General features: G+C 43.1%; 14 protein-coding genes. 10 read left to right on the top strand and 4 right to left on the bottom strand.

Features of this window, described 5'->3' with window-relative positions; genetic code table 11:
• The first annotated feature begins 21 nt into the window (after positions 1-21).
• The 10 genes from G602_RS0103385 (at position 22) to G602_RS0103435 (ending at position 21,265) form a co-directional block, all read left to right on the top strand.
• On the top strand, positions 22-1,368 hold the full coding sequence (locus G602_RS0103385) for an esterase/lipase family protein (RefSeq protein WP_026657687.1): 1,347 nt from the start codon (positions 22-24) through the stop codon (positions 1,366-1,368).
• Positions 1,369-1,856: 488 nt separating this feature from the next.
• Positions 1,857-3,626, top strand: coding sequence for an ammonium transporter (locus G602_RS0103390; protein ID WP_026657688.1), 1,770 nt, complete (start codon positions 1,857-1,859; stop codon positions 3,624-3,626).
• A 79-nt stretch (positions 3,627-3,705) separates the two neighbouring features.
• A complete protein-coding gene (gene asnB, locus G602_RS0103395; RefSeq protein ID WP_026657690.1) occupies positions 3,706-5,289 on the top strand; it encodes an asparagine synthase B in 1,584 nt (527 codons plus the stop codon).
• A 139-nt stretch (positions 5,290-5,428) separates the two neighbouring features.
• Positions 5,429-7,537, top strand: coding sequence for a glutamine synthetase III family protein (locus G602_RS0103400; RefSeq protein ID WP_044930905.1), 2,109 nt, complete (start codon positions 5,429-5,431; stop codon positions 7,535-7,537).
• A gap of 206 nt (positions 7,538-7,743) precedes the next feature.
• Positions 7,744-12,291: a glutamate synthase large subunit gene (gene gltB / locus G602_RS0103405; protein WP_044930937.1), complete on the top strand. Its 4,548-nt coding sequence runs from the start codon at positions 7,744-7,746 to the stop codon at positions 12,289-12,291.
• A gap of 291 nt (positions 12,292-12,582) precedes the next feature.
• Positions 12,583-14,070: a glutamate synthase subunit beta gene (locus tag G602_RS0103415; RefSeq protein ID WP_026657694.1), complete on the top strand. Its 1,488-nt coding sequence runs from the start codon at positions 12,583-12,585 to the stop codon at positions 14,068-14,070.
• Between the two features lie 282 nt (positions 14,071-14,352).
• Positions 14,353-18,777 (top strand): starch-binding protein, encoded by a 4,425-nt coding sequence (locus G602_RS28530; protein ID WP_049945025.1) that lies wholly within the window; start codon positions 14,353-14,355, stop codon positions 18,775-18,777.
• A gap of 249 nt (positions 18,778-19,026) precedes the next feature.
• The gene (locus tag G602_RS0103425) at positions 19,027-19,536 is read left to right on the top strand and encodes a hypothetical protein (protein WP_026657696.1); all 510 of its coding nucleotides are present in this window, start codon (positions 19,027-19,029) and stop codon (positions 19,534-19,536) included.
• Positions 19,537-19,703: 167 nt separating this feature from the next.
• On the top strand, positions 19,704-19,970 hold the full coding sequence (locus G602_RS28535; protein ID WP_026657697.1) for a hypothetical protein: 267 nt from the start codon (positions 19,704-19,706) through the stop codon (positions 19,968-19,970).
• A 320-nt stretch (positions 19,971-20,290) separates the two neighbouring features.
• A complete protein-coding gene (locus G602_RS0103435) occupies positions 20,291-21,265 on the top strand; it encodes a DUF6033 family protein (RefSeq protein ID WP_026657527.1) in 975 nt (324 codons plus the stop codon).
• 165 nt (positions 21,266-21,430) lie between these two features.
• Here the strand turns inward: G602_RS0103435 and tnpC are convergent, their stop codons facing one another.
• From tnpC to tnpA, 4 genes are all read right to left on the bottom strand, one after another.
• The gene (gene tnpC, locus G602_RS0103440) at positions 21,431-23,368 is read right to left on the bottom strand and encodes an IS66 family transposase (protein WP_026657526.1); all 1,938 of its coding nucleotides are present in this window, start codon (positions 23,366-23,368) and stop codon (positions 21,431-21,433) included.
• A 22-nt stretch (positions 23,369-23,390) separates the two neighbouring features.
• Positions 23,391-23,741, bottom strand: coding sequence for a hypothetical protein (locus G602_RS0103445; RefSeq protein ID WP_026657525.1), 351 nt, complete (start codon positions 23,739-23,741; stop codon positions 23,391-23,393).
• 91 nt (positions 23,742-23,832) lie between these two features.
• Positions 23,833-24,207, bottom strand: a complete 375-nt coding sequence (tnpB, locus tag G602_RS0103450; RefSeq protein WP_026657524.1) for an IS66 family insertion sequence element accessory protein TnpB — start codon at positions 24,205-24,207, stop codon at positions 23,833-23,835.
• Positions 24,200-24,595, bottom strand: coding sequence for an IS66 family insertion sequence element accessory protein TnpA (tnpA, locus tag G602_RS0103455; protein ID WP_026657523.1), 396 nt, complete (start codon positions 24,593-24,595; stop codon positions 24,200-24,202). Before tnpA ends, tnpB begins: the two co-directional genes overlap by 8 nt.
• Between the last annotated feature and the right edge of the window lie 90 nt (positions 24,596-24,685).

A 24,685-nucleotide genomic window follows, 5' to 3' on the forward strand; every position in this document is an offset into this window, starting at 1 on the left:
AAAAAATTGTAGGAGAAGTAAATGAAAAAAGTTTATCGGACATTTGCTACGGCAGTAGCGGTGGTATTTCCATGCCTTGGAATGCTCTTACCCGAGATGTTTCAATCGGTTATACCATACATTATTTTGGGAGGATTATTTTTACTTATAAATATTGTACCAAGCCTTGATGCCGGATCACTTCGAACAAGGAAGCTCCGGAACTGCCTTAAGGGCGCTGAGCTACTTAGATTTTATATGGCGGCATCTATAATTAACGTCATAATCTGGCTGGGATATCTGATGTTGCATATACCTAAATTCAGGCTAACATTTCTGACACCGTGGCTACTATCCGGACTTGCAATTTTTATCACCATGTCGATTTTGTACTGGAACGGAAGCATACGTTTAATGACAAGTTCCACGCAGGCAGGGATTGTTACAAAAGCGGCATCATATTTCTTTGCATGGTTTTTGCCATTCATTTTCGCGATCGTTCCGGGAATGATTAAGAGAGCAGAGAATGAAGCTTTTTTTGAAAATTACAGAATCGGTCTAAATGAGCAGAGATATGCAAATCAGGTATGCAAAACAAAGTATCCGCTACTTATGGTGCACGGAGTATTTTTCAGAGATTTTAAACCTGCCTTCCTGAATTACTGGGGCAGAATCTCAGGAGAACTGATTCAGAACGGTGCGACTGTTTACTACGGTAATCAGCAGTCTGCAGCATCCGTTGAAAAATGCGGAGAGGAGCTTGCTGAGAGAATAAAGCAGATTGTTGCTGAGACAGGCTGTGAGAAGGTAAATATCATAGCTCATTCCAAGGGAGGCCTCGACTCACGTGCTGCTATTGCCAGATATGGTGTGGAGGATATGGTTGCCAGTCTCACAACAGTAAACACACCTCACAGAGGCTGCGAGTTTGCGGATTATCTTCTGAGTAAGATTGGGCAGGGCATTAAGGATAAGGTAGCTGCTACCTACAATGCAGCCCTTTCTAAGCTTGGTGATCCTAATCCCAACTTTATAGAGGCTGTAACCGACCTTACACATGAAGCATGTACCGCTTTCAATGAGAGAACACCTGACTCCGATAAGGTATATTATCAGAGTATAGGTTCATACATGGGATTTGCTACAGGTGGAAGATTCCCGCTTAACTTTTCCTACCATCTGGTAAGATATTTTGATGGCAGAAATGACGGACTTGTTGGAGAAAAATCCTTCCCATGGGGAGAGAATTATGTTTTCCTGGAACCTAAGGGTGGAAGAGGAATATCCCATGGGGACATGATTGATCTTAACAGGGAAAACTTTGATGGCTTTGATGTCAGAGAGTTCTATATTCAGCTTGTAAATGCTTTGAAGCAGAGAGGCTTTTAATTAAATTTTGGCTTCTTGCGTGCGAAACAAAAAAATGCGCTATAATATGCAAAATTATTTGTAAAGAAAGGTCTTTCAGGAAAGGTAACAGTTAAGTAATATCCACTTTGAAATATGTTAAAATCGCAACATGATAAAAAGTTGCAAAAAGATTAAAATCACTCCTTGACAGATTGTATACAGGAGCGTACAATCACAAAATATAAAAGACAAGGGCGTCTTAGAGGTAACACTCTAAGGCGCCTTTTTCGTTTGTTATTATCTGACAGACGAAGCTTTTTGAATACTACTCCGGAGACGTATACATGAAAGTGTATACAAGTATTCACAAAATAATCACTTAGCTATTTTGCAAACTATAAGAAATCATTTATGCGGTGCAATGGGGCATCAGGGTGTAATACTCTCCCCATCTGCGCCGCTATTTTTATGGTTACCACGTGATATCTACAGAGCATGTTGTGAACCATACCATTGGAGGAGAGATTATGAGTGAAGAGATTATGAGCACAATAGATGCGAGCGTTTTCGGAGTCTGGTTTTTAATCGGTGCAGCTCTTGTTTTCTGGATGCAGGCAGGCTTTGCAATGTGTGAGGCCGGTTTCACAAGAGCAAAGAACACAGGAAACATCATTATGAAAAACCTGATGGATTTCTGTATTGGTACCGTGGTTTTTATCCTTATCGGATTTGGTTTACTCCTTGGAGAGGATCTGATGGGATTCATCGGAAAGCCGGGATTTGACATTTTTACAAATTATGCAAATTTCGACTGGTCCAATTTTGTATTCAACTTAGTGTTTTGTGCAACAACAGCAACAATCGTTTCAGGATCAATGGCTGAGAGAACAAAATTTATTTCATATTGTGTGTACTCGGCAGTTATTTCAGCAATCATTTATCCTATTGAAGCTCACTGGACATGGGGCGGCGGCTTCCTGGCACAGATGGGATTCCACGATTTTGCAGGATCAACATGTATCCACATGGTTGGCGGTATCTCAGCTATGATCGGTGCAGCAATCCTCGGAGCCCGCATTGGTAAGTTTGAGAGAGATGCAAGCGGAAAAGTTATTAAGGTAAACGCTTTCCCCGGACATAATCTTACAGCTGCAGCACTTGGTGTTTTCATTCTCTGGCTTGGCTGGTACGGATTCAACGGAGCAGCCTGCACATCAATCGAACAGCTTGGCAGCGTATTTGTAACAACAACAATCGCACCTGCACTTGCAACAGTTACCTGCATGATTTTCACATGGCTTAAGTATGGCAAGCCCGATGTTTCAATGTGTCTTAACGCATCACTTGCAGGTCTTGTAGCAATCACAGCTCCCTGCGATGTTACAGATGCTTTTGGTGCAATTGTAATTGGTATCGTTGCAGGACTTCTTGTTTGCTTCGGTGTTTGGCTTCTTGATTACAAGCTTCATATCGATGATCCGGTTGGTGCAGTTGCAGTTCACTGCTTAAACGGTATCTGGGGAACACTTGCAGTTGGTCTTTTTGCTACAAATTCAGCACCCGGTTACAGCATCGCCGATGCTTCAGGAAATGAGATGGTTGGTCTTTTCTATGGCGGCGGATTTAAGCTTCTTGGAATCCAGCTTGTAGGCTTTGCAGCAGTAGCTATTTGGACAGCAGCAACAATTACAATCACATTCTTAGTAATCAAAGCAGTACTTGGCCTTCGTGTTTCAGAGGAAGAGGAGATTACAGGTCTTGATGCAACAGAGCATGGTCTTGCTTCTGCATATTCAGGATTTGCACTCATGGATATCTCAAACACACTGAACATGGATGTAAACGAAAACACAGATCTTGGAGCAAGTGATTACGATACAGCTTCAGAGTTCCAGAAGAATGCTTCAGTTCCTGTTGTAACAGCACCTGTTAAGACAGATTCAGCAATTCATAAGGTAGTAATTGTTACAAAGCTTTCAAGATACGATAAGCTTCGTAAGGCAATGAATGATCTTGGTGTAACAGGTATGACAGTAACTCAGGTTATGGGCTGCGGTGTTCAGAAGGGTTCAGGCCAGAAGTATCGCGGAGTTGAGATGGATGTAACACTCCTTCCCAAGATTAAGCTTGAGGTTGTTGTAAGTAAGATTCCTGTAGAGGACGTTATTGAAGCAGCTAAGAGAACACTTTATACAGGTAAGATCGGAGATGGTAAGATCTTCGTTTACAGCATTGATAATGTTGTTAAGATTCGCACCGGCGAAGAAGGCGTGCTCGCCCTCGCTGACGCTGAATAAATAAAGTAGTGAGTATTAAGTCTGAGTGGTGTCAGCTTAATGCTTCATATAAAAATGAAATACCAGGAGGAACAGTAATATGTGCGCAATTCTCACATATACAAGAGAAGAGATCAGTAAGGAGTTTTTTGAAGAAATGCTCCAAAGAACAGCATCCAGAGGTCCTGACAAATCAAGGACCTTAAAGGTGAAGGGAGGATGGCTTGGATTTAACCGTCTTGCAATCATGGGACTTAACTGCAAAGGAATGCAGCCCTTTGAACTGAATGGCAATGCTGTTATCTGCAACGGAGAGCTTTACGGATTTAACTCTTTGAAAAAATATCTGAAGTCTCTTGGTTATCACTTCCAGAGCGACAGTGATTGTGAGATCATACTTCCTTTATATGAGAAGCTTGGAACTAAACTGTTTTCAATTCTCGATGCAGAGTTTGCAATGGTTATCTACGATGATGAAAAAAGGAAGTTCATCGCAGCAAGAGATCCGATAGGAATCAGACCGCTCTACTATGGATATGATGAGGATGGCTACATATTATTTGCCTCTGAACCTAAGAACCTTACGGGCGTGTGCAAAAAGATAATGCCGTTCCCGCCCGGACATTATTATGAGGACGGCAAATTTATAAGCTACAGAGACATGACCTGTGTAAAAGAGGTCAGAACAGATAATCTCGAAACTATAACAAAGAACATTCACGATAAGCTCCTTAATGGAATAAAGAAGAGACTGGATGCAGACGCTCCTGTTGGATTCCTTCTTTCAGGAGGTCTGGATTCCTCTCTGGTTTGCGGAGTTGCAGCAAGTCTCCAGGACAAGCCAATTGAGACCTTTGCAATTGGAATGGACATAGATGCCATTGACCTTAAGTATGCAAGAGAAGTTGCAGATTATATCCACAGTAATCACCATGAAGTGATTATTACAAAACAGGATGTGCTTGATGCTTTGGAACCGGTTATAAAGGCTCTTGGAACATACGATATTACAACAATCAGAGCTTCCATCGGAATGTACCTTTTGTGCAAATGGATTCATGAAAATACAGATATAAAGGTAGTTTTAACCGGTGAGATTTCTGATGAGCTTTTTGGATACAAGTACACGGACTTTGCTCCGAACGCCGAAGCTTTTCAGGAGGAAGCAAAAAAGAGAGTAAGAGAGCTTCACATGTATGATGTACTTCGTGCAGACAGATGCATAAGCGTCAACTCTCTGGAAGCAAGAGTTCCGTTTGGTGATCTTGATTTCGTGGACTACGTTATGAGCATAGATCCCGAGAAGAAGCTTAACACATACGGAATGGGAAAATATCTTCTCCGTAAATCATTTGAAGAAGACAAGTTTATACCTCACTCAATTTTGATGAGAGAGAAGGCTGCATTTTCCGATGCTGTTGGACACTCGCTTAGAGATGACCTTATGGAATATGCAGAGGCTCATTACACAGATGAGGAGTATGCAGAAAAAGTAAAGAAGTATACACATGCGACACCTTTTACAAAGGAATCGCTTTTATATAGAGAGATCTTTGAAAAGTACTATGAGGGTCAGTCAGATATGGTTATAGATTTCTGGATGCCCAATAAGAGCTGGGAGGGCTGCGACGTCAATGACCCGTCAGCAAGAGTACTCAGCAACTACGGAGCAAGTGGTAAATGATAATGAAACCTCATCAAAATATAAAGCCTTCCCCTTGGGGGCGCACGACATCCGGGGGATGTCGGCTTTGCGCAGACCGAAACGGAGTGAAGACAGGTGGCACGGAGTGCCGGATGAGGGGATATAAAAGGAGGAGAATATGATAGAAGCTAGTAAATTAACAGAAGAATTTGGATGTCTTGTATTCAACGATAAGATAATGAGGGAGCGTCTTCCCAAGGATATCTACAAGGCAGTACATAAGACTATAGAAATGGGCTCACACCTGGAGCTTGACGTAGCGAACACAGTAGCTGCAGTCATGAAGGAGTGGGCAATCGAGAATGGTGCAACACATTTCACACACTGGTTCCAGCCCATGACAGGACTTACAGCCGAGAAGCATGACAGCTTCATTTCACCTACTGACAACGGCGGAGTTCTCATGGAGTTCTCAGGAAAAGAACTGGTAAAGGGTGAGCCTGATGCATCAAGTTTTCCTTCAGGTGGTCTTCGTGCGACATTTGAAGCACGTGGCTATACAGCATGGGATCCTTCATCTCCTGCATTCATAAAAGATGGTTCTCTTTACATCCCGACAGCATTTTGTTCATATGGCGGAGAAGCGCTTGATAAGAAGACACCTCTTTTGCGCTCGATGGAAGCTCTGTCCAAGGAATCTGTAAAACTGCTCCACCTCCTGGGGTACGAGGATGTAAAGCGCGTAAACACCACAATCGGCTCTGAGCAGGAGTATTTCCTTATTGATAAGGACTTCTACAAAAAGAGAAAGGACCTTCTTTTCACAGGACGTACCCTTATCGGTGCACCTGCGACAAAGGGTCAGGAGATGGAGGATCACTACTTTGGTGTTATCAAGCCCAAGGTTTCCGCTTACATGCATGATCTTGATGAAGAGCTTTGGAAGCTTGGTATTCCCGCTAAGACAAAACACAACGAGGTAGCACCTTCACAGCATGAGATGGCTCCCGTATTTGAGACAGCTAACATCGCTGTTGATCACAACCAGCTCACAATGGAGGTTATGAAAAAAGTTGCCGATAAGCACAACTACGCATGCCTTTTACATGAAAAGCCGTTTGAGGGAATTAATGGTTCAGGTAAGCACAACAACTGGTCAGTCTGCACAGATACAGGAATGAACCTTCTTGATCCCGGAAAAAATCCTGGCGAAAACATTCCTTTCCTGCTGTTCCTCATGGCTGTTATTTCAGCTGTAGATGAATATGCTCCGATCCTCAGACTCTCTGTTGCATCAGCAGGAAACGATCACAGACTTGGAGGAAACGAGGCACCTCCGGCTATCATCTCAATTTTCGTAGGTGATGAGCTCGCCCAGGTTCTGCAGGCAGTAGAGGAAGGAAAAGCATATGAGAGCCAGGGCAAGGTTCAGATGGCAATGGGGGCAAAGGTACTTCCTCACTTCACAAAGGACAACACAGACAGAAACAGAACTTCACCCTTCGCATTTACAGGAAACAAATTCGAGTTCCGTATGCCCGGTTCATCGGTTTCAGTAGCAAACGCTAACATCGTACTTAACACAGCAGTTGCTGAAGAAGTAGCAAAGCTATATGAGAAGCTCTCAGCATATAGCGGAGATGAGCTCAAGGAAAAGATAATGGAGGTGCTTAAGGAAACACTTGTAGCACATAAGAGAATTCTCTTCAACGGAAACGGATACACAGACGAGTGGGTTGAGGAAGCAGCAAAGAGAGGCCTTCCGAACCTTAAGTCACTTCCTGATGCAATGCCTTACTGGATCAGTGATGAGTCAATTGATCTCTTCACAAAGCACGGCATCTTCACTAAGGAAGAAATCCACTCAAGATATGACATCCTTCTTGAGAACTACTCAAAGTCAGTTCACATCGAGGCACTCACAATGCAGGAGATGGTAAGAAAAGACCTGACAGAAGGCATTGTTTCATACCAGAAGGATCTTGGTAAGGAGATAACCCAGAAGAAGAGCCTTCTCGGAGACGGAAGTGCAGTTCTTGAGACCGGAGTTCTTAAGACAATCGACGAGGCTTCTGCAGGAATGTGCAAAGCGCTTGCAACACTCGAGGCTGACACTAAGAAGGCTGAGGATAAGGAAGATCTCCTTGATCAGGCAAGTTATTACCAGAAGACAATCCTTGCTGACATGGACGAGCTCAGAAAGTACGCTGACGAAGCTGAAGCTCTTATCCCTGACAAGTACCTCAGCTACCCGACTTATGGTCAGATGTTATTCTCGCTTAGGTAATATTTAACTACTTCACTAATGATGAATAGTCAACAGATGCACTACACTCATAGGGGTGTAGTGCACCTTTGAATATTCAGTTTATGTATTTTAGAAAAGACAGCTTCAGTGGAGATTCAAGTAAAGTGCCCGGTCCAACACGAGCAAATATGCGCACTTTGTTTGGAGCTACACTGAAGCGTAATGCTAGGAAAAAGGTAGGTAAAATGGACAATTGGATGAATGAGCGCGATGCCTGCGGTATCGGTGCAGTTATAAATATAGATGGAAAGGCCGACAATAAAGTACTCGATGATGCTTTAAGTATTGTCGAGAAACTTGAGCACAGAGCCGGAAAAGATGCTACAGGTAAAGTGGGTGACGGTGTCGGAATTCTGGTTCAGATATCTCACAAATTCTTTTCAAAGGAAGCTAAGAAGGCAGGCATTAATCTTAAAAATGCCGGTGACTACGGAATAGGTATGTTCTTTTTTCCGCAGGATTCAATGAAAAGAATGTTTGCAAAACGCATGCTTGAAGTGATTGCAGAGAAGGAAGGACTCAAGGTTCTCGGATGGAGAGACGCCACAATTCACCCTGAGATTCTCGGCGAAGTTGCAAGAAACTGCATGCCATATATCAGTCAGTGTTTTATTGAGAGACCTGACGATGCAGAGAGAGGAATTGAATTTGACAGAAGACTCTATCAGCTTAGACGTGAGTATGAGAAATCCTCAGAGGATACCTACATCTGCTCTTTTTCATCAAGGACAATTGTCTACAAGGGAATGTTCCTCGTAGGGCAGCTCAGAAACTTCTATGAGGACTTGTTATCACCTGATTATCATACGGCGGTTGCTCTTGTTCACAGCCGCTTTTCAACTAATACCACACCCTCATGGCAGAGAGCACATCCATACAGGATGATAGCGCACAACGGTGAGATCAACACAATCCGTGGTAACAGTGACAGAATGCTCGCCCGTGAGGAGACCATGTCTTCCGATGTTTTCGGAGATGATCTTGGAAAAGTGTATCCTGTAATCGCATCCTCAGGTTCAGATTCCGCAATGCTTGATAATACTCTTGAATTCCTTTACATGAATGGAATGGACCTTCCGCTTGCGATGATGCTTACAATTCCTGAACCCTGGAAGCACAACGATTTCATGGAGCAGGAAAGAAAAGATTTTTATCATTACTATGCAACTATGATGGAGCCATGGGATGGTCCTGCAGCTGTGCTATTCACAGACGGAGAAGTATTTGGAGCAACCCTGGACAGAAACGGACTTCGTCCTTCAAGATATTATGTCACAAAGGACGGAAGACTTATTCTGGCATCAGAAGTCGGAGTTCTGGATATTCCGGATGACAACATTCTTAAGAAGTCACGTCTTTCACCCGGACATATGCTTCTTGTTGATACTAAAGAGGGACGCATCATTTCAGATGAAGAATGTAAGCAGAGATATGCCAGTGCAAAGCCTTACGGAGAGTGGCTTGACAGATATCTGTTGCACCTTGGCTCTCTTGAAATACCTAATAAAAAGATCCCGAGAAGCACACAGGAAATGCGCGATAAGCTCTATAAAGTTTTCGGGTATTCCTATGAAGATGTAAAAAATCAGATTATGCCGATGGCAATGAACGGAATCGAACCCACTGTTTCAATGGGTACAGATATCCCGCTTGCTATGCTTTCACAGCATCATCAGCCTCTTTTCTGTTACTTTAAACAATTATTTGCTCAGGTAACCAATCCGCCCATTGATTCACTCAGAGAGAAGGTTGTAACCGACACCACGGTTTACATCGGATCTGATGGTAATCTTTTGAAGGAGAAAAGCGATAACTGCCGCGTGCTTGAAGTAAATAACCCTATCCTTACAGGCGTAGACCTGATGAAGATAGAGGCACTTGATCAGCCCGGATTCCATGTAAGCAAGATATCACTTCTATATTATAAAAATACTCCGGTTGAAAGAGCACTTGAGCAGCTTTGCATTTCAGTTGACAGAGCTGTGGCAGATGGCGTTAACATCGTAATTCTTTCTGACAGAGGTGTTGACGAAAACCACATGCCTATACCTTCACTCCTTGCAGTGTCTGCAGTTGAGCAGCATCTGGTCAGAACCAAAAAGCGCACTGCTGTATCACTCATCCTTGAGAGTGGAGAACCCAGAGATGTTCACCAGATCGCAACTCTTTTAGGTTTTGGTGCACGTGCTATCAATCCTTATCTTGCACAAGAGTGCATCGCAGAACTCATAGATATCGGAATTCTGGATAAGGACTATCACACAGCAATTGCCGACTACAATAAGGCACTTCTTGGTGGAGTAGTAAAAATCGCTGCAAAGATGGGTATTTCAACATTACAGTCCTATCAGTCAGCAAGAATTTTTGAAGCAATCGGACTTGCAAGCGATTTTGTAGATAAGTATTTTACCGGAACAATAAGCCGCGTAGGCGGAATAGGCATAAAGGAGATCGGAGAGGATGTGGAGCTTCGTCATAACAAGGCTTTCGATCCCCTTGGACTTTCCACTGATACAACTCTTGATTCCATCGGCTTCCATTCACTCAGAAGCGGTGAAGACAAAGAGGATCACATGTATAGTCCGAAGACTATAGTTACTCTGCAGAGAGCAGTTCGTGAGGATGACTATGAGCGCTTCAAGGAATATACGAAGATGGTTGATGATGAGGACAGACCTCATACACTGCGTGCGCTGTTATCATTTGTGCCAGCAGGAAATCCGGTGCCGCTTGAAGAAGTTGAGAGCGAAACAGAGATTGTCAAGCGTTTTCAGACAGGCGCCATGTCCTATGGTTCTCTTTCAAAGGAAGCGCATGAGACACTTGCCATTGCAATGAATAAGCTTGGCGGAAAATCCAACACCGGTGAAGGCGGTGAGGATGTTGCCCGCTTTGGTACTAATAAGAACAGTGCAGTAAAGCAGGTTGCATCAGGAAGATTTGGTGTAACGAGCAGATATCTGCAGAGTGCTAAGGAAATTCAGATAAAAATGGCACAGGGGGCAAAGCCCGGTGAAGGCGGACATCTTCCCGGTAAAAAGGTGTACCCCTGGGTTGCATCAACCCGTTTCTCAACACCCGGAGTTGCACTGATATCACCTCCGCCTCATCACGATATCTATTCAATTGAGGATCTTGCACAGCTGATCTACGATCTTAAAAATGCAAACGACAAGGCAAGAATCTCAGTAAAGCTTGTTTCAGAGGCAGGAGTAGGAACCATTGCATCAGGTGTTGCAAAGGCCGGTGCACAGGTAATTCTCGTATCAGGATATGACGGAGGAACCGGTGCTGCACCTTCATCCTCAGTTCACCACGCAGGACTTCCCTGGGAGCTTGGAGTAAGTGAAGCACACCAGTCACTTCTTGATAATGGTCTTAGAAGCAGAGTAGTTCTTGAAACTGACGGTAAGCTCATGACAGGCCGCGATGTTGCAATCGCTGCGCTTCTTGGTGCGGAGGAATTCGGTTTTGCCACAGCACCCCTTGTATGTATGGGATGCATGATGATGAGAGTCTGCTCCAAGGATACATGTCCTGTCGGTATTGCAACTCAGAACGAGGAGCTTAGAAAACGCTTTGCAGGAAAGCCTGAACATGTAATGAACTTCATGCTTTTTGTTGCAAGACAGCTTCGTGAAATCATGGCCGAGCTTGGCTTTAGGAAGTTAACCGACATGGTCGGAAGAACAGACTGCCTGAAGATGAGAAGCGTACCCGGTGCAAGATGCAAGGATGCTGCCGATCTTAGAAAGATTTTGGATGGAGCCTATGCAGGCAGGGAGAAGAATCACTTTGATCCTGCGGATGTATATGACTTCGGACTTGATAAAACATTAGATAAAAAGGTACTGATTCCTGAATATGATAAGGCTAAGAAAGCACTTAAGGAGAGCCTTGAATCCGCAATGGTTGATGGTTCTGCAGTTTCTAAAAAGCCTGTCCTTACCATCAAAGCAAATATATCAAGTACGGATAGAAGCTTTGGAACACTTCTTGGAAGCAGAGTAACGGCTGACTTTAAGAATGCACTTCCGGATGATTCTGTATTGGTAGAAGCTCACGGTGGCGGCGGACAGTCCTTTGGTGCATTCCTTCCTAAGGGCGTAACCTTAAAGCTTTATGGTGATGCAAACGATGGCTTCGGAAAAGGACTTTCCGGAGGAAAAGTAATCGTAAGACCTTCCGATAAGGCAACCTACAAGGCACATGAAAATATCATAATTGGTAACGTTGCTCTTTATGGTGCAACAGCAGGAACAGCTTATGTCTGCGGTGTTGCAGGAGAGAGATTCTGTGTAAGAAACTCCGGTGCAATCGCTGTTTCAGAAGGCTGCGGTGATCACGGACTTGAGTATATGACAGGCGGAAGAGCGGTTATTCTTGGAATGACCGGTAAAAACTTCGCAGCCGGAATGAGCGGTGGAATAGCATATGTCCTTGATAAGGAACACACTCTTTATCTCAGAATGAATAAGGATATGGCTTCGCTTTGCGAGCTCACTGAAAAATACGATATAGCAGAGCTTCGTGATATTCTTGAAGATTATGTTGCTGAGACAGGTTCTGAGTACGGTGCTGAGATTCTTGCGAATTTTGAGAGCTACATTCCTGATTTCAAGAAGATTGTTCCGAATGATTATCAGAAGATGCTCACAGCTATCGGTAAATACGAGGAACAGGGAATAGATCACGAACACGCAGTACTTGAGGCATTTAAAGAATTAGCGTAAAGGAGGTCCCCTCATCCGCCCTTCGGGCACCTTCCCCCCAAGGGGAAGGCAATAAAAGAACAAATAATGCCTTCCCCCAAGGGAAAGGCAATAAAAGAACAAATATAATGCTTTCCCCCAAGGGAAAGGAAGCAAAAGAACAAATAATGCCTTCCCCCCAAGGGGAAGGCAATAAAAGAACAAATATAAAGCTTTCCCCCAAGGGAAAGGAAGCAAAAGAACAAATAATGCCTTCCCCTTGGGGGGAAGGTGCCCGAAGGGCGGATGAGGGGAATTACGATAGGAGAACCAATGGGAAAAGATACAGGATTTCTTGAATATCAAAGAAAAAACAACACAGACGTACCACCGGCTGAGAGAATCAAAAACTTTAACGAATTCCACAAGCCACTGGATACAGAAAAGAGACGCGAACAGGCATCACGTTGCATGAATTGCGGCGTACCCTTTTGCCAGTCAGCAATGAATCTCGGGGGCATGTTTACAGGTTGTCCCCTGCACAACCTGATACCTGAGTGGAATGATGAACTTTACAGAGGACATGATGAGCACTCCTTTGCAAGACTTCATAAGACCAGCAATTTTCCTGAGTTTACAGGACGTGTATGTCCGGCACTTTGCGAGAAGGCATGTATGTGCGGACAGTATGGGGATGCTGTAACAGTTCATGACAATGAATTATATCTTGTTGAAACAGCTTATGAAAAAGGCTACATCAAACCCTTCATTCCCCAGATAAGAAGCGGTAAGAAGGTTGCGGTTGTAGGAAGCGGACCTTCCGGACTTGCAGTAGCGGATGAGCTTAATCACAGAGGACACAACGTTGAGGTGTTTGAGAGAGAGGACGAGATTGGTGGTCTTCTCATGTATGGCATACCTAACATGAAGCTTGATAAAAAGGTAATTAAGCGCAGAAGAAAGCTCATGGAGGATGAGGGAGTTGTATTCCACACAAACGTAAATGTAGGTAAAGACAAGAAGGCTATGGAGATGCTTAGCAGTTTTGATGCTGTAGTTCTATGCTGCGGAGCGAAGAAGGAGCGTCCCCTTCCTGTTGCTGATCCTGCCAAGGTAAAGGGTGTTTACAACGCAGTTGATTTCCTTACAAGTACAACCAAAGCCCTCATGGGATCTAAGGATACAAAGGTTACTTCTTTAGCTGAGCATGGCGGATACATTGATGCAGCAGGCAAGAATGTAGTTATTGTCGGCGGTGGTGATACAGGTAATGACTGCATCGGAACTGTAATACGACATGGTGCAAAGTCAGTTACTGCTCTTGAGATGATGCCTAAGCCTCCTGTAGAGAGAGCTGCAAACAACCCATGGCCTGAGTGGCCAAAGACCCTGAAAACAGATTATGGCCATGAAGAAGCTATTCATGTTTTCGGAAGTGATCCCAGAGTATTTGAAACCACAGTTAAGAGTATCGAAACTGACAAGAAGGGTGCTCTTAAGTCAATCGAGACAGTTAAGGTTACTTTCAAGGAGGGAAAACTTGTAGAGGTTCCCGGTACAGAGAAGAAGCTTAAGTGTGAGCTTTTACTTATAGCAGCTGGCTTTATCGGATGCGAAGACTACACCGCTGAGGAATTCTCTCTTAAGAGAACCCAGCGCGGAACAGTTATTACTCCGGAGGGAAGCTACAATGTTGAAGGCACAAAGCTCTTTTCCGCAGGTGATATGAGAAGAGGCCAGTCTCTTGTTGTGTGGGCTATCGCTGAAGGCAGAGCCTGCGCGAAGGAAGTAGACGAGTACCTGATGGGATATACAAACTAAAATGGGAGTCAAGGAGTCAAGGGGATGGTTCTTTGACTCTTTTTCTTTTATACAAGATAAGACCTGATTGATGTGTGAAGTTTAAGTAATGCGATTGTTTAAGACGCTTAGCTTTCAACTGTATGGAAGTTAAGCGTCTTTTTGTATATTTTTCACAAAAAACGTTTTCCAAATACTATACCTTTGAATAATTGACTTAAGACTACCTCCAAACCTATAATCTATATCAATTGAGTTAATCGGTTAACAGTAATGAATATAGTAATAATAGCGGAGGAAGTAATGAGAAAAGGTAAACACATAGTAAAACGGTTAATGTCCGTTTGGCTTGGTGCTTCACTGGCAATGAGTGCACCCGGGGCATCACTTGTTTCCCTTGCAAGTGAAGTGGAAAATGTTGCAGTAGTACAGGAAGAGTCTGTAGCAGAAAATGAAGCAGCAGAAGCGGAGAGTACGACAGACGAAGGCAGGACAGAAAGCGTAAGCACAGATAGTGAAGGCACAGAAGAAGCTACAACTACAGGGGCTACAGAGCAAGTATCAGAAGAACAGACAGAAAGTACAACAGAGCAGGCATCAGAGGAGCAAACAGAAAGTACAACAGAGCAGACTTCAGGAGAACAGGCAGAAGGTACAACAGAGCAGACTTCAGGAGAGCAGGCAGAAGGTACAACTGGACAGGCTTCAGAAGAACAGGCAGAAAGTACAACAGATGATCGATCTGCAGAAGAAACGACAAATGGCGCTACAGATCAGAATACAGACCAGTCTGCGGAGTCAACTCCGGGGGAATCTACAGAATCTCAGAATGAGAATAATACAGACGAAACCGTGAATCAGGAAGAAGAGGATGAAGATCCGGAGCTTATAGATTCCGAGGATGCTTTTGATATAACGACCAAGGCTTCAACACTTTCCTCAGAGGAAGAAACTGCTGATGATATCGAGGCTAAGAAACAGAAAGCTAAGGACTCCCAGAAGCATGAGAAAGAGAATATCTCAAACAGTGCAAATGTAAACCGCGCATCAATTCATGATGGTGCCATACTTCATGCATTCTGCTGGAATTTTAATACCATAAAAGAGAACATGGCTGCAATTGCTGAGGCAGGATTTACAGCAGTTCAGACCTCACCTATAAATGCATGCCTTGATACACATAATGCATTATCACTTAACGGTGAGCTCAACGGAACAGATGGTATGTGGTATTACCACTATCAGCCTACAGACTGGACAATCGGTAACTATCAGCTTGGTAGCAGAGATGAGTTCATTGAGATGTGTAACGAAGCTGATAAGTATGGTATCGGAGTTATCGTAGATATTCTTCCGAACCATACAACTCCCACAGCAGATCAGGTATCACAGAACATGATTGATGCCGTTGGCGGATGGGATAACCTTTTTCATAAGGATTATACAACAGGAATCAGCAACTGGAGCGATCGTGCTAACGTAACCTATTACGCGATGGGTGGTCTGTATGATGTTGATACTGAAAACACAGATTTCCAGGATTATTTCTATGCATATTTGGATGACTGTGTAAACTGCGGTGCAGACGGATTTCGTATAGATACAGCTAAGCATATAGCACTTCCCGATGATCCGGTTCCAGGAAACTATGAAGGGGATGAGGGAAGAAACAGCTTTTATCCCAACATGGCAGCAGCTCTTAACGAATATGCCGCAGAGACAGGGAATGGTAAGTCATACGATAATCTCTTTGTATATGGTGAAGTCCTTCAGGGAGATAATGACAGACTTGCTGCATATGAGCACTATATCGGAGGAACAACAGCAAGTAACTATGGTGGAACAATCAGAAATGCAGTTTCAGGCGACAACGTATCTGCAGATAAGCTCGCTGGCTATGGCATATATGATGACGGAGCTTACACAGCAGACAGCAATAAGCTTGTAACCTGGGTTGAGTCTCACGACAACTACATCAACGACAATTCGTACCTTGCAATAAACGATAATGACACCCTGGAAGCATGGGCAATTATTACTGCAAGAAAAGACGGCACACCGCTCTTTTTCTCAAGACCAAGCGGAAGCTCAAGAGAGAATCCATTCGGTGATAATGTACTTGGCGCGGCAGGAAATGTCTTGTTCAAGTCTCCTGAGGTTACAGCAGTAAATAACTTTAGAAAAGCCATGACAGGAAAAGCTGAGAAGCTTACAAATCCCGGTGGTGATATGCATGTTGTAATGGTTGAAAGAGGCGATGATACAGCAGACGGAGCAGTACTTGTTAACACAGCTTCTTACCCTGTTGCAATCAAGGGTGCGACAACACTTCCTGATGGTAATTATGTAAATAAGGTATCAGGAAAAAATGATCTTTTCATAGTAAAAGACGGAACAATTGATGGTGTAATTCAGAAGGAAGCAGTAGTAGTCCTTACAGAAGCTACAACAGAAAGCTACACAACTGTTCACTTCAATAACTCTTATAACTGGAGTAAAGTACAGGCTATTGTTGATGATGCAGAAGCTCCCGTTGATGCTATAAGTGAGAACGATGGCTGGTACAGAGTTAATGTTGCTTCTGAGAACTTCAAGGTAGTATTTACAAATGGTACAGATCGCACAGAGAGCTACACAATTGAGAATGGAAAAGAGAGCTTTGTAACACCTGAAAAGACAGACATCTATGATTCAAAAGCACTAACGGATGAAGCGCTAGGACTTGTGACAGATTCTGTATATCTCTTCAACACAGATATGTGGCAATACGCCAACATCTATTCCTGGTACGATGGTGGACAGAAGATTGCAGGGGAGTGGCCGGGAAAGAACACCTACGATGAGGGTGGATACTGGATTCGTGCAGACTTAAAGCTTCCTAAGGACAGAGCAGATGAGAAGTATTTTGTAATTTTCAATACCGATGGAACACAGACTGTAGACATAGAAATAAAGGGTGATGACAAGTACATTGCGCTTACCGGAAAAAATGATGCCGGACAGTGGAATGTAAAGCAGTACTCATCCAAAGAAGAAGCTGAAAAGGACCTTGGAATATCAGCAAATGAAACTACAGTATATTTCTATAACAAGGATAACTGGGATACTGTAAATGCATATACCTGGGAAGCCTACAGCTTTGGAGAATGGCCAGGAACACCCTGTGAGGATGAGGGCGATGGCTGGTGGAAGGTAACAGTTCCCGCAGGCGCAGGATCCAACTTTAACATCATCTTCAATAATGGAGGTAATGGAAAACAGACAGGTGATCTTAAGATACTGAATATCAAGAGCAGATTCGTTTATGATGACAGATATTTTGCTTCAAAGGAAGAAGCTCTTGGGGCACCTGAAGAGGAGATAGTACCGGCATATCCTGAAGGTACACCTGTTACAAGAATTTACTATTACGATGATAATGACTGGGGAAAATGCCATGCATATGTATGGTCAAGTATACCTGAGTACAACAACATAATTGGCGGATGGCCGGGAACACGTATGTATAGTGAAGGCGACGGCTGGTATTATACTGATGTTCCTACAGAGGCTATTGAAAAGGGTGATCTCAACCTCATTATTAACAGAGCAGGTTCCTCACAGCTTGCTGATAAGAAAATTGCCGACACAACAAAAGTATACTTCAACACACCTAAGAGCCAGGGCTACACATCAAAAGATATTGCTATCAAGGGAAGGACTGAAGATATAGATGAGTCCGGAACAGAAGAGCCCGGAACAGAACAGCCTGGTACAGAACAGCCCGGCACAGAGGAACCCGGAACAGAAGAGCCCGGAACAGAAGAGCCCGGTACAGAACAGCCCGGTACAGAACAGCCTGGAACAGAGGAACCCGGAACAGAAGAGCCTGGTACAGAAGAGCCGGGTGCACAAGATCCTGCGACACCGGAGAATCCCGGTCAGTCAGAATCTACAAAACCTGCCGATAATACGCCTCAGGAAACAACACCTGCTGTAACCAACCCGGAAGTAACCACTCCTGAAACAACTACCCCCGAGGTAACAGCACCTGAAACAACCACACCGGAGGTGACCACCCCTGAAACAACTACCCCCGAGGTAACAACACCTGATAATACAAAAACTGAGACAGAGTCTCCCAAGACTGAAAATGTAGAAATGGTAATTCCTGTAACAGGAATAAAGCTTAATAAGAAAAAAGTCAGCATCGGAAAGACAGGAACATACCAGCTTGTTGCAGAGATTCAGCCTGAGAATGCTACAAACAGGGAACTCACATGGACTTCAAGTGATGGAACTGTTGCTCAGGTTTCAGCAGAAGGACTTGTAACGGCAAAGAAAAAGGGCAAATGTATCATCACTGTAACCACAAAGGATGGTGAGTTCAAGGCTGAGTGCAAGGTTACTGTTACAAAGAAGGTAGACGTAACGGGAGTTAAGCTTAATAAGTCAAAGAAGACTCTTAAAAAGGGTAAGACCTATACCTTAAAGGCAACCTTGAAGCCTAAGAAAGCCACCAACCAGGATGTTAAGTGGAGTAGCAGCAACAAGAAGGTTGCTACCGTTGATGAAAACGGTGTTGTAACAGCAGTAGGTGCAGGCGAAGCAACAATTACCGTCAAGACTAAGGAAGGCGGCTACAAGGCAACCTGTAATATTACAGTAAAGAAGGATAAGAAGGTAAAAACTAAGAAGACAAAAGCAAAGAAGACTGCGACTAAGAAAAAAACTGTGAATAAGAAATAATCTGTGAATAGGGAATAATCTTCCAAATAACCTTCTATAAAACTCCAATAGACTATGACTTCTTACGCGCTTTGGGCAAGAAGTCATAGTCCTTTTTTTAGAAAAACACTAAGTGAACAAGGAATCCCCTTTATGGAATGTTTATAGTTATTTAACAAGTGTACTAATTGAATTGCATTCAATTATCTACATATAATTAAAGAGTAATTACATGTCCTACAATTAGTACCTTATGAAGGGAGATACAATATGGAAGGAATCAAAAAGAATGCCAATATAGCTGCAAACATCGCGAAGGCGATCAGAAATTTATTTGTTGTTGGTATTGTAGGAAGCATAGTAGGTGCAGTTTTAGCTATACTGATGGCGGGATTTATAAATATGTATTATCAGGATCCTGAAAAGCTTGCAACGGCAGCAGGCTCAATTAATGCTGACATGGGATTTTTCAATGTTATTAAAATGGCTAACCTGACTGAGAGTGGTTTGTATGCTCAGTATTTTGCTGTTCAGCTCATATGCTGTGCTGTACTTTGTGTGATATACTTTTTCCTTTTCAAGGTCCTTCATAAAAATCTGTCCAGTATAAGGGACAATGGCTACGCTTTTGATAAGTACTCAGAGAAAAAGACAAAGAATTCCTATATTGCAATTGTAGTATTACTTGTGCTTTTCCAGGGAATGGGAGAGGGAATTATAGTCGGTCTTATCCTGTGCGGACTATTCCTTGTTACTAAAGCGGGATATATAGAAGATTGAAAGACAAAATTTCGATTTATAAGCCAATGGTTTCAATTGTTGAATACCTGAATGAAAATGACTTCTAATGCGATATAGACAGCGGTTCCGACAGAACAGTTTGCAGAGCTATTATAAAGGATAAGCTCCCGATTTCTGAAAACAGAGTAATTGGAATGAGTTATAGCATGGTAGCAAAAGGCCAGGGAGATACAGATGGACTTGAATATGTATACTCCCAGGACGATGATGTGATTCTAGGTGTAGAGCTCATCATCAAGACCATTAAGATGAACAAGGTTAGTGCAATTTCGCTTGAGATAGGAAAAGTGCCTGTGCTTTCATTCGGAAACAGTTTAGGCGATGTTTCCATGGCTCAGTATGTAATCAACAATGATAAGTACGAATCAAGAGGATTTAAAGGACGCCAGCTGAACGTCAGATTAAGTGTATAAGATAGATTGAAATCGGTGGTCATTGATATGTGTCCGGGATTCTGGGTACATATCATTTGATCACCGTTTTTGGAAATAATTGAGAAAAAACTGAATTTGGTATCCATTTCAGCCTGATTTTAGTAGGATTTTGAGGGTGATTTTCAACAGCAAGCAAGTTTTTTGTAAGCGGTGCAACAAGCGCGTACACGGGCTTTTGAAACCAGAAACGATTATATTGTTTCTGGTTTTTTATAATTTGCTATTATTAAAATGCAGTTATTAGCCGATATCGTAAATGAGATACTATTTGTTATCAAAGTTGTACATGGAGGTCGACTATGATTATAAAAGATCCGGGTTTTTTACGATATGATCCAGGTTTAAAGGATCAAGTTCCTAAGATTGACATTCCTAAAAAGGCTGAACCAGTATTTATAAAAGAAAAATTAGAGCAAATATTAGCTGAAGACCCAGATAATCCGCTTAAAGAAAAGCTGTCAAGTGCTGTTTCTGTTGAGATTTCTGAAGAAGGAAAGAAACTATCAGAATCTGTTTCAAACTCAACCGAGAATTATAAAGAAGCAGGTGTAACCAGTCAACGAGAGCCCTGGGAATCTTGCAGTAAAGAATTTATAGGTTATGACAGGAAAGACTGGTTAGGCAACGACAGTATGCTATATGCATTCAGAGTAGAAGATCCGGATGGCTATGCTGATTATATCAAGCTCCTGGATGAGGCCATAAATAGTCGAATAAAAAAACACGATGGGGTAACTGAAATCTTTGATTGGAATGAAGATAGTTTAAAGCTTTTATATAAAGCATACAGTAGATTTAGTGATTTCCGTGATCTTAAATATCAGAATGATCCACAAATGAATAGAAATTCTGTACGGAGATCAACTATCGATATTCTTGAGAAGACCTATTCTGATTCAAAACATGACTTAAGCATCAATACGCATTTTACAGGTGAGGATCTCAAACCAAAGAATATATTTTCCGGAGCAAGTCTTTGGAGATATAGTACTAAGTTCAATATGCTCATGTCTACGGATTTGCTTGAGAAACTGACATACGGCAGCGATGACGATAAGCGTAATATACTCAAAGTAATTGATAAGTCAGTTAATGAAATGAAAGATATAGAAAAAGCCTATTCCGGTAATAAAGAATTCCTTAGATTTGGTGTTACACTTGACGATAATGGAAAAGTCTCATATCACGCCAACTATAAGGACTGTTCAAATCCTTACGGAATCGAAGCCAACAGTGCAGATGATCTCTTAAAAAAGCTTATGTCCGACAATTGAAAATGTGAAACCATACCAGGCAGTTCTCAACCCGAGAGCTGCCTTTTTTATGAGATCAATCAGCTATCATTCAAAACTTTTGCAATTTTTACAAGTTTTGAAAGACAAGCATACGAACTGCCCTGCAGACCATGTGTCCGCAGGGTTTTTTTTTGTGATTTTTGATCAGGCTGTATCTGCCACAGGATTATCGGAAGCTTCTGCGGTCTTCCGTGGCGGCTTTGGAATTACAGGTGCAGGGAACATGCCTGAATACATCTGATTCCTGTTTTCAGCGCATTCCTCTTCGTAAGTGTGGAATGCATCTGACCACGGGACCATGTCCTTAAGGCATTCACGGTCAGTGATATTTCCGTATTCATCCAGATGTTCCGGCATCTTTTCTATGAGATATTTGATATATGTATAAGGATTGACGTTGTTTGCTTTTGCAGTCTCCACAATGGAATACATGGCAGCATTTACCTCTGCTCCGGTAACGGTATCAGCAAAAAGCCAGTTGGCTCTGCCCACGCTGTAACCACGGATATGGCGTTCGCTGCTTCCATTGTCGCATGGGATGTTTCCATCTTCAAGGAACCTTCGAAGGTATACTTCCTGGTTTATGGCATAGTCAATGGCTTTTGCAAGCTTCTCGGAGAATATCATTTCTGACTCGGCCAGTTCATGGATATATTCAAACAGGGAACCCATCTTCGGGGCAACAAACTCTTTCCTTGCAAGGAGTCTGTCATCAGCTGTCATGTTCTTAAGCCTGTTTTCTTCCTCGTAGACTTCCCTTATCAGCATGAGGGCCTTTACCTCGGGCATCTCAAGTATCTGCTCATCCGTAAGTCCTTTCAGGTCATTGACAAAAAGTGCAATGGCAAAATACCTGCGGCAGTGCATCAGGCATCCTGTAGCCAGGATCCTTCCTTCACTTTCTTCCTCCATAACATGATAGGATATATATGCATCACAGGTGATATAACCATGGAATTCAAGAAGGAGTTTCCTTAAGTGGTCAGTGCCTCGTGTTGCTTCATAAAAGAACAGTATTATAGGATTGCAGGAAGCCAGCTCACTGGTACTGTGAACCCAGAGAAAACCCTTTGTTCCTGCGGCTCTTCCGTCTCTGTTTACGAGAAGATATGTTTCATCACACTGATGATACCTGCACTGCAGCATGAGCTCTGTAAGGTACTCTATGACCGGGCGAGTTATCACAGGAACGAGTTCGTTTACCCACCTTATGATGACCTGTCTTGAAAGGGCAAGCCCCCAGTTGTTGTAGTCATCGGACTGCCTGTAGAAGGGCAGCGCAAGCACAAACTTCCTGTACAGTATGTCTGCAAGGAGTGATGCTGAAAGATATGATCTGTCTTTTATGGGATTTTTATAGGGAACGGTCGACATCCTGTGTTCAAGACCTGACGATATCACAGGAGTAAATATCCTTTTTACATAGATGGGGCACTCTATCTTTTCGATAGTGAAATGTTCGTGCCAACTGGCTATTCGCCAGTTGCCCTCACCGTATTCTTCATTGAGCTTGTCTATATCAAGGTCATAAAGCAGCTGCATAGGAAGGTTCATTATGGATTCATACAGGTTAGCTGTACGTGTACCTTTTTTAGAACCGTTGTCCTTTGTTACATGGCTGCCATTATTGCCGGAATTGTTCTGCCCGTCTTTACCGGGATCTTCAGAACGTGACTTTTTGAGATCCTCAAAACTTATGAGGCTTCCTTTCTTTTTTCCACGTTCATCGGAATCTTCAACCTGGCTTTCATCCTCAAACTCTTCAGGAGGGTTCTGCGCATTCTCAAGGGAATCAATGAATTTCTCTGTATGACGTCCGAATATCATCCTAGTCTTAAGGGAGAGCTGTTCATTAAGCTTAGCAATGACTTTTTTGCAGTCTCCAAGCTCCTTTTTTGTGTCTTCGAGCTCTTTCTGCATGGCACGGAATGCGAGGGCACTTTCCGTGTTTATCCTGTCACTTGCATTTTCCCTGAGCGTTTTTTCCTCGATCATGTCATACATGGACATGCAGAGCTCTCGCAGATAGTACTCCCCCAGACCATTTATGGTTTTTTCAAAGTTTTTCCTATCTGCTTTCATCCCTGCATCCTCCCTCAGTGTTTCATGACCATTTCTTTAACAGTACGTCAAGTGCCTCGATCATTTCCTGCTTTTCCTTTAAAAGGCGTCTGTTCTCTGCCTTTAATGAGCTGATGATCTCATCCTTCTCAGCAAGAAGTCTTACATGGTCAGTGATAGCTTCGGGAGTCTTTGTCTGCTCCGGGGTAACGGCTGCCTCTGATTTCTTTTTCCCACTCTTTCCAGTCGGTATCACCTCACCGGTCTCTTCGTCGATCTTTCCGATGAGGGTACGCTTGGAGCGTGGCTGCTTCTTTTCCTTATCCCAGTAGGACTCGGACTCATATACATAGGTAACTCCGGAACGTTTGTCGGTGTGCTTTACAATAGACATCTTCTTGTCCTCCATAGTGATAATTTACCACATACCTATGCTAGTGTCAATAAGCTAGTGGTAATTATTTCATGAATTATCACTATGTTTTTTAGTGTCTGCGTTCAATCCGTACAGGGTCAGGCACACGTTTTTTACCGACTGAAGGGTCAATGGAGAATCCATCCATCAGACGCATGAATTCTTCTCCGGAGAGATTCCGTGCTTCCTCCTCAGAACGAGGCCACTGGAAGGAACCTTCCACAAGACGTATGTAAAGAAGTATGAACCTGTCTCCGGTCCACAGGATTCCCTTGAGCCGGTCTTTACGTGTGCCACAGAATAAAAACAGCGTGTCCTTTTCTAATGGATCACGGTTATATCTGAGTCTTACAAGCGCGGAGAGTCCATCAATACCCTTGCGAAGATCACAGCGCCCAACCAGAATAACGACCTTTGAAAAAGTAAGCCCGTTAGCATTAAGCATGCTTCACCGCCCTTAGTACAGAAGAGAGTGCGGCTTCATCGACTGATCCATCCAGTTTTATAGAGACTCCGTGAAATGAGAGTGTCATGGAAGATGGTTTCTGCGGGGCAATAACTTCCGGCGAACAACTTGGCTGTTGTACAGACTGAACCATAGGCAGCTCTACAAAGGCACCCTGCCCATTGTCTTCTGAAGTATCGAACAGTGATTGCATGTCAGCACCGTCTTTGAGCATCTTTTTCCTGACATTGCGCTGCCATCTATAAAAAGAGTTCTCGGGAATGCCATGTTTTTCACAGAATTCCCTTTTGTTGAGTCCACTTTCAGCCTGCGCCTTAAGCACAGGTATCCAGCTCTGAAGTCTTACATCCATTACTTCTGAATCCATAAAAAATCCTCCTGTATTGGTAGTATTCTCTAAGAGAATACTACCAATACAGGAGGGTGGTTCCTAGACGCGCTTGTTGCACCGCTTACA

Origin of the sequence: Butyrivibrio sp. AC2005 (genome assembly GCF_000424145.1) — a bacterium.
Classification (GTDB): domain Bacteria; phylum Bacillota; class Clostridia; order Lachnospirales; family Lachnospiraceae; genus Butyrivibrio.

Coding starts and splice junctions, on each gene's coding strand:
- G602_RS0103385 (WP_026657687.1), top strand. CDS start 22: ATGAAAAAAGTTTATCGGACATTTGCTACGGCAGTAGCGGTGGTATTT.
- G602_RS0103390 (WP_026657688.1), top strand. CDS start 1,857: ATGAGTGAAGAGATTATGAGCACAATAGATGCGAGCGTTTTCGGAGTC.
- asnB (WP_026657690.1), top strand. CDS start 3,706: ATGTGCGCAATTCTCACATATACAAGAGAAGAGATCAGTAAGGAGTTT.
- G602_RS0103400 (WP_044930905.1), top strand. CDS start 5,429: ATGATAGAAGCTAGTAAATTAACAGAAGAATTTGGATGTCTTGTATTC.
- gltB (WP_044930937.1), top strand. CDS start 7,744: ATGGACAATTGGATGAATGAGCGCGATGCCTGCGGTATCGGTGCAGTT.
- G602_RS0103415 (WP_026657694.1), top strand. CDS start 12,583: ATGGGAAAAGATACAGGATTTCTTGAATATCAAAGAAAAAACAACACA.
- G602_RS28530 (WP_049945025.1), top strand. CDS start 14,353: ATGAGAAAAGGTAAACACATAGTAAAACGGTTAATGTCCGTTTGGCTT.
- G602_RS0103425 (WP_026657696.1), top strand. CDS start 19,027: ATGGAAGGAATCAAAAAGAATGCCAATATAGCTGCAAACATCGCGAAG.
- G602_RS28535 (WP_026657697.1), top strand. CDS start 19,704: ATGGTAGCAAAAGGCCAGGGAGATACAGATGGACTTGAATATGTATAC.
- G602_RS0103435 (WP_026657527.1), top strand. CDS start 20,291: ATGATTATAAAAGATCCGGGTTTTTTACGATATGATCCAGGTTTAAAG.
- tnpC (WP_026657526.1), bottom strand. CDS start 23,368: ATGAAAGCAGATAGGAAAAACTTTGAAAAAACCATAAATGGTCTGGGG.
- G602_RS0103445 (WP_026657525.1), bottom strand. CDS start 23,741: ATGTCTATTGTAAAGCACACCGACAAACGTTCCGGAGTTACCTATGTA.
- tnpB (WP_026657524.1), bottom strand. CDS start 24,207: ATGCTTAATGCTAACGGGCTTACTTTTTCAAAGGTCGTTATTCTGGTT.
- tnpA (WP_026657523.1), bottom strand. CDS start 24,595: ATGGATTCAGAAGTAATGGATGTAAGACTTCAGAGCTGGATACCTGTG.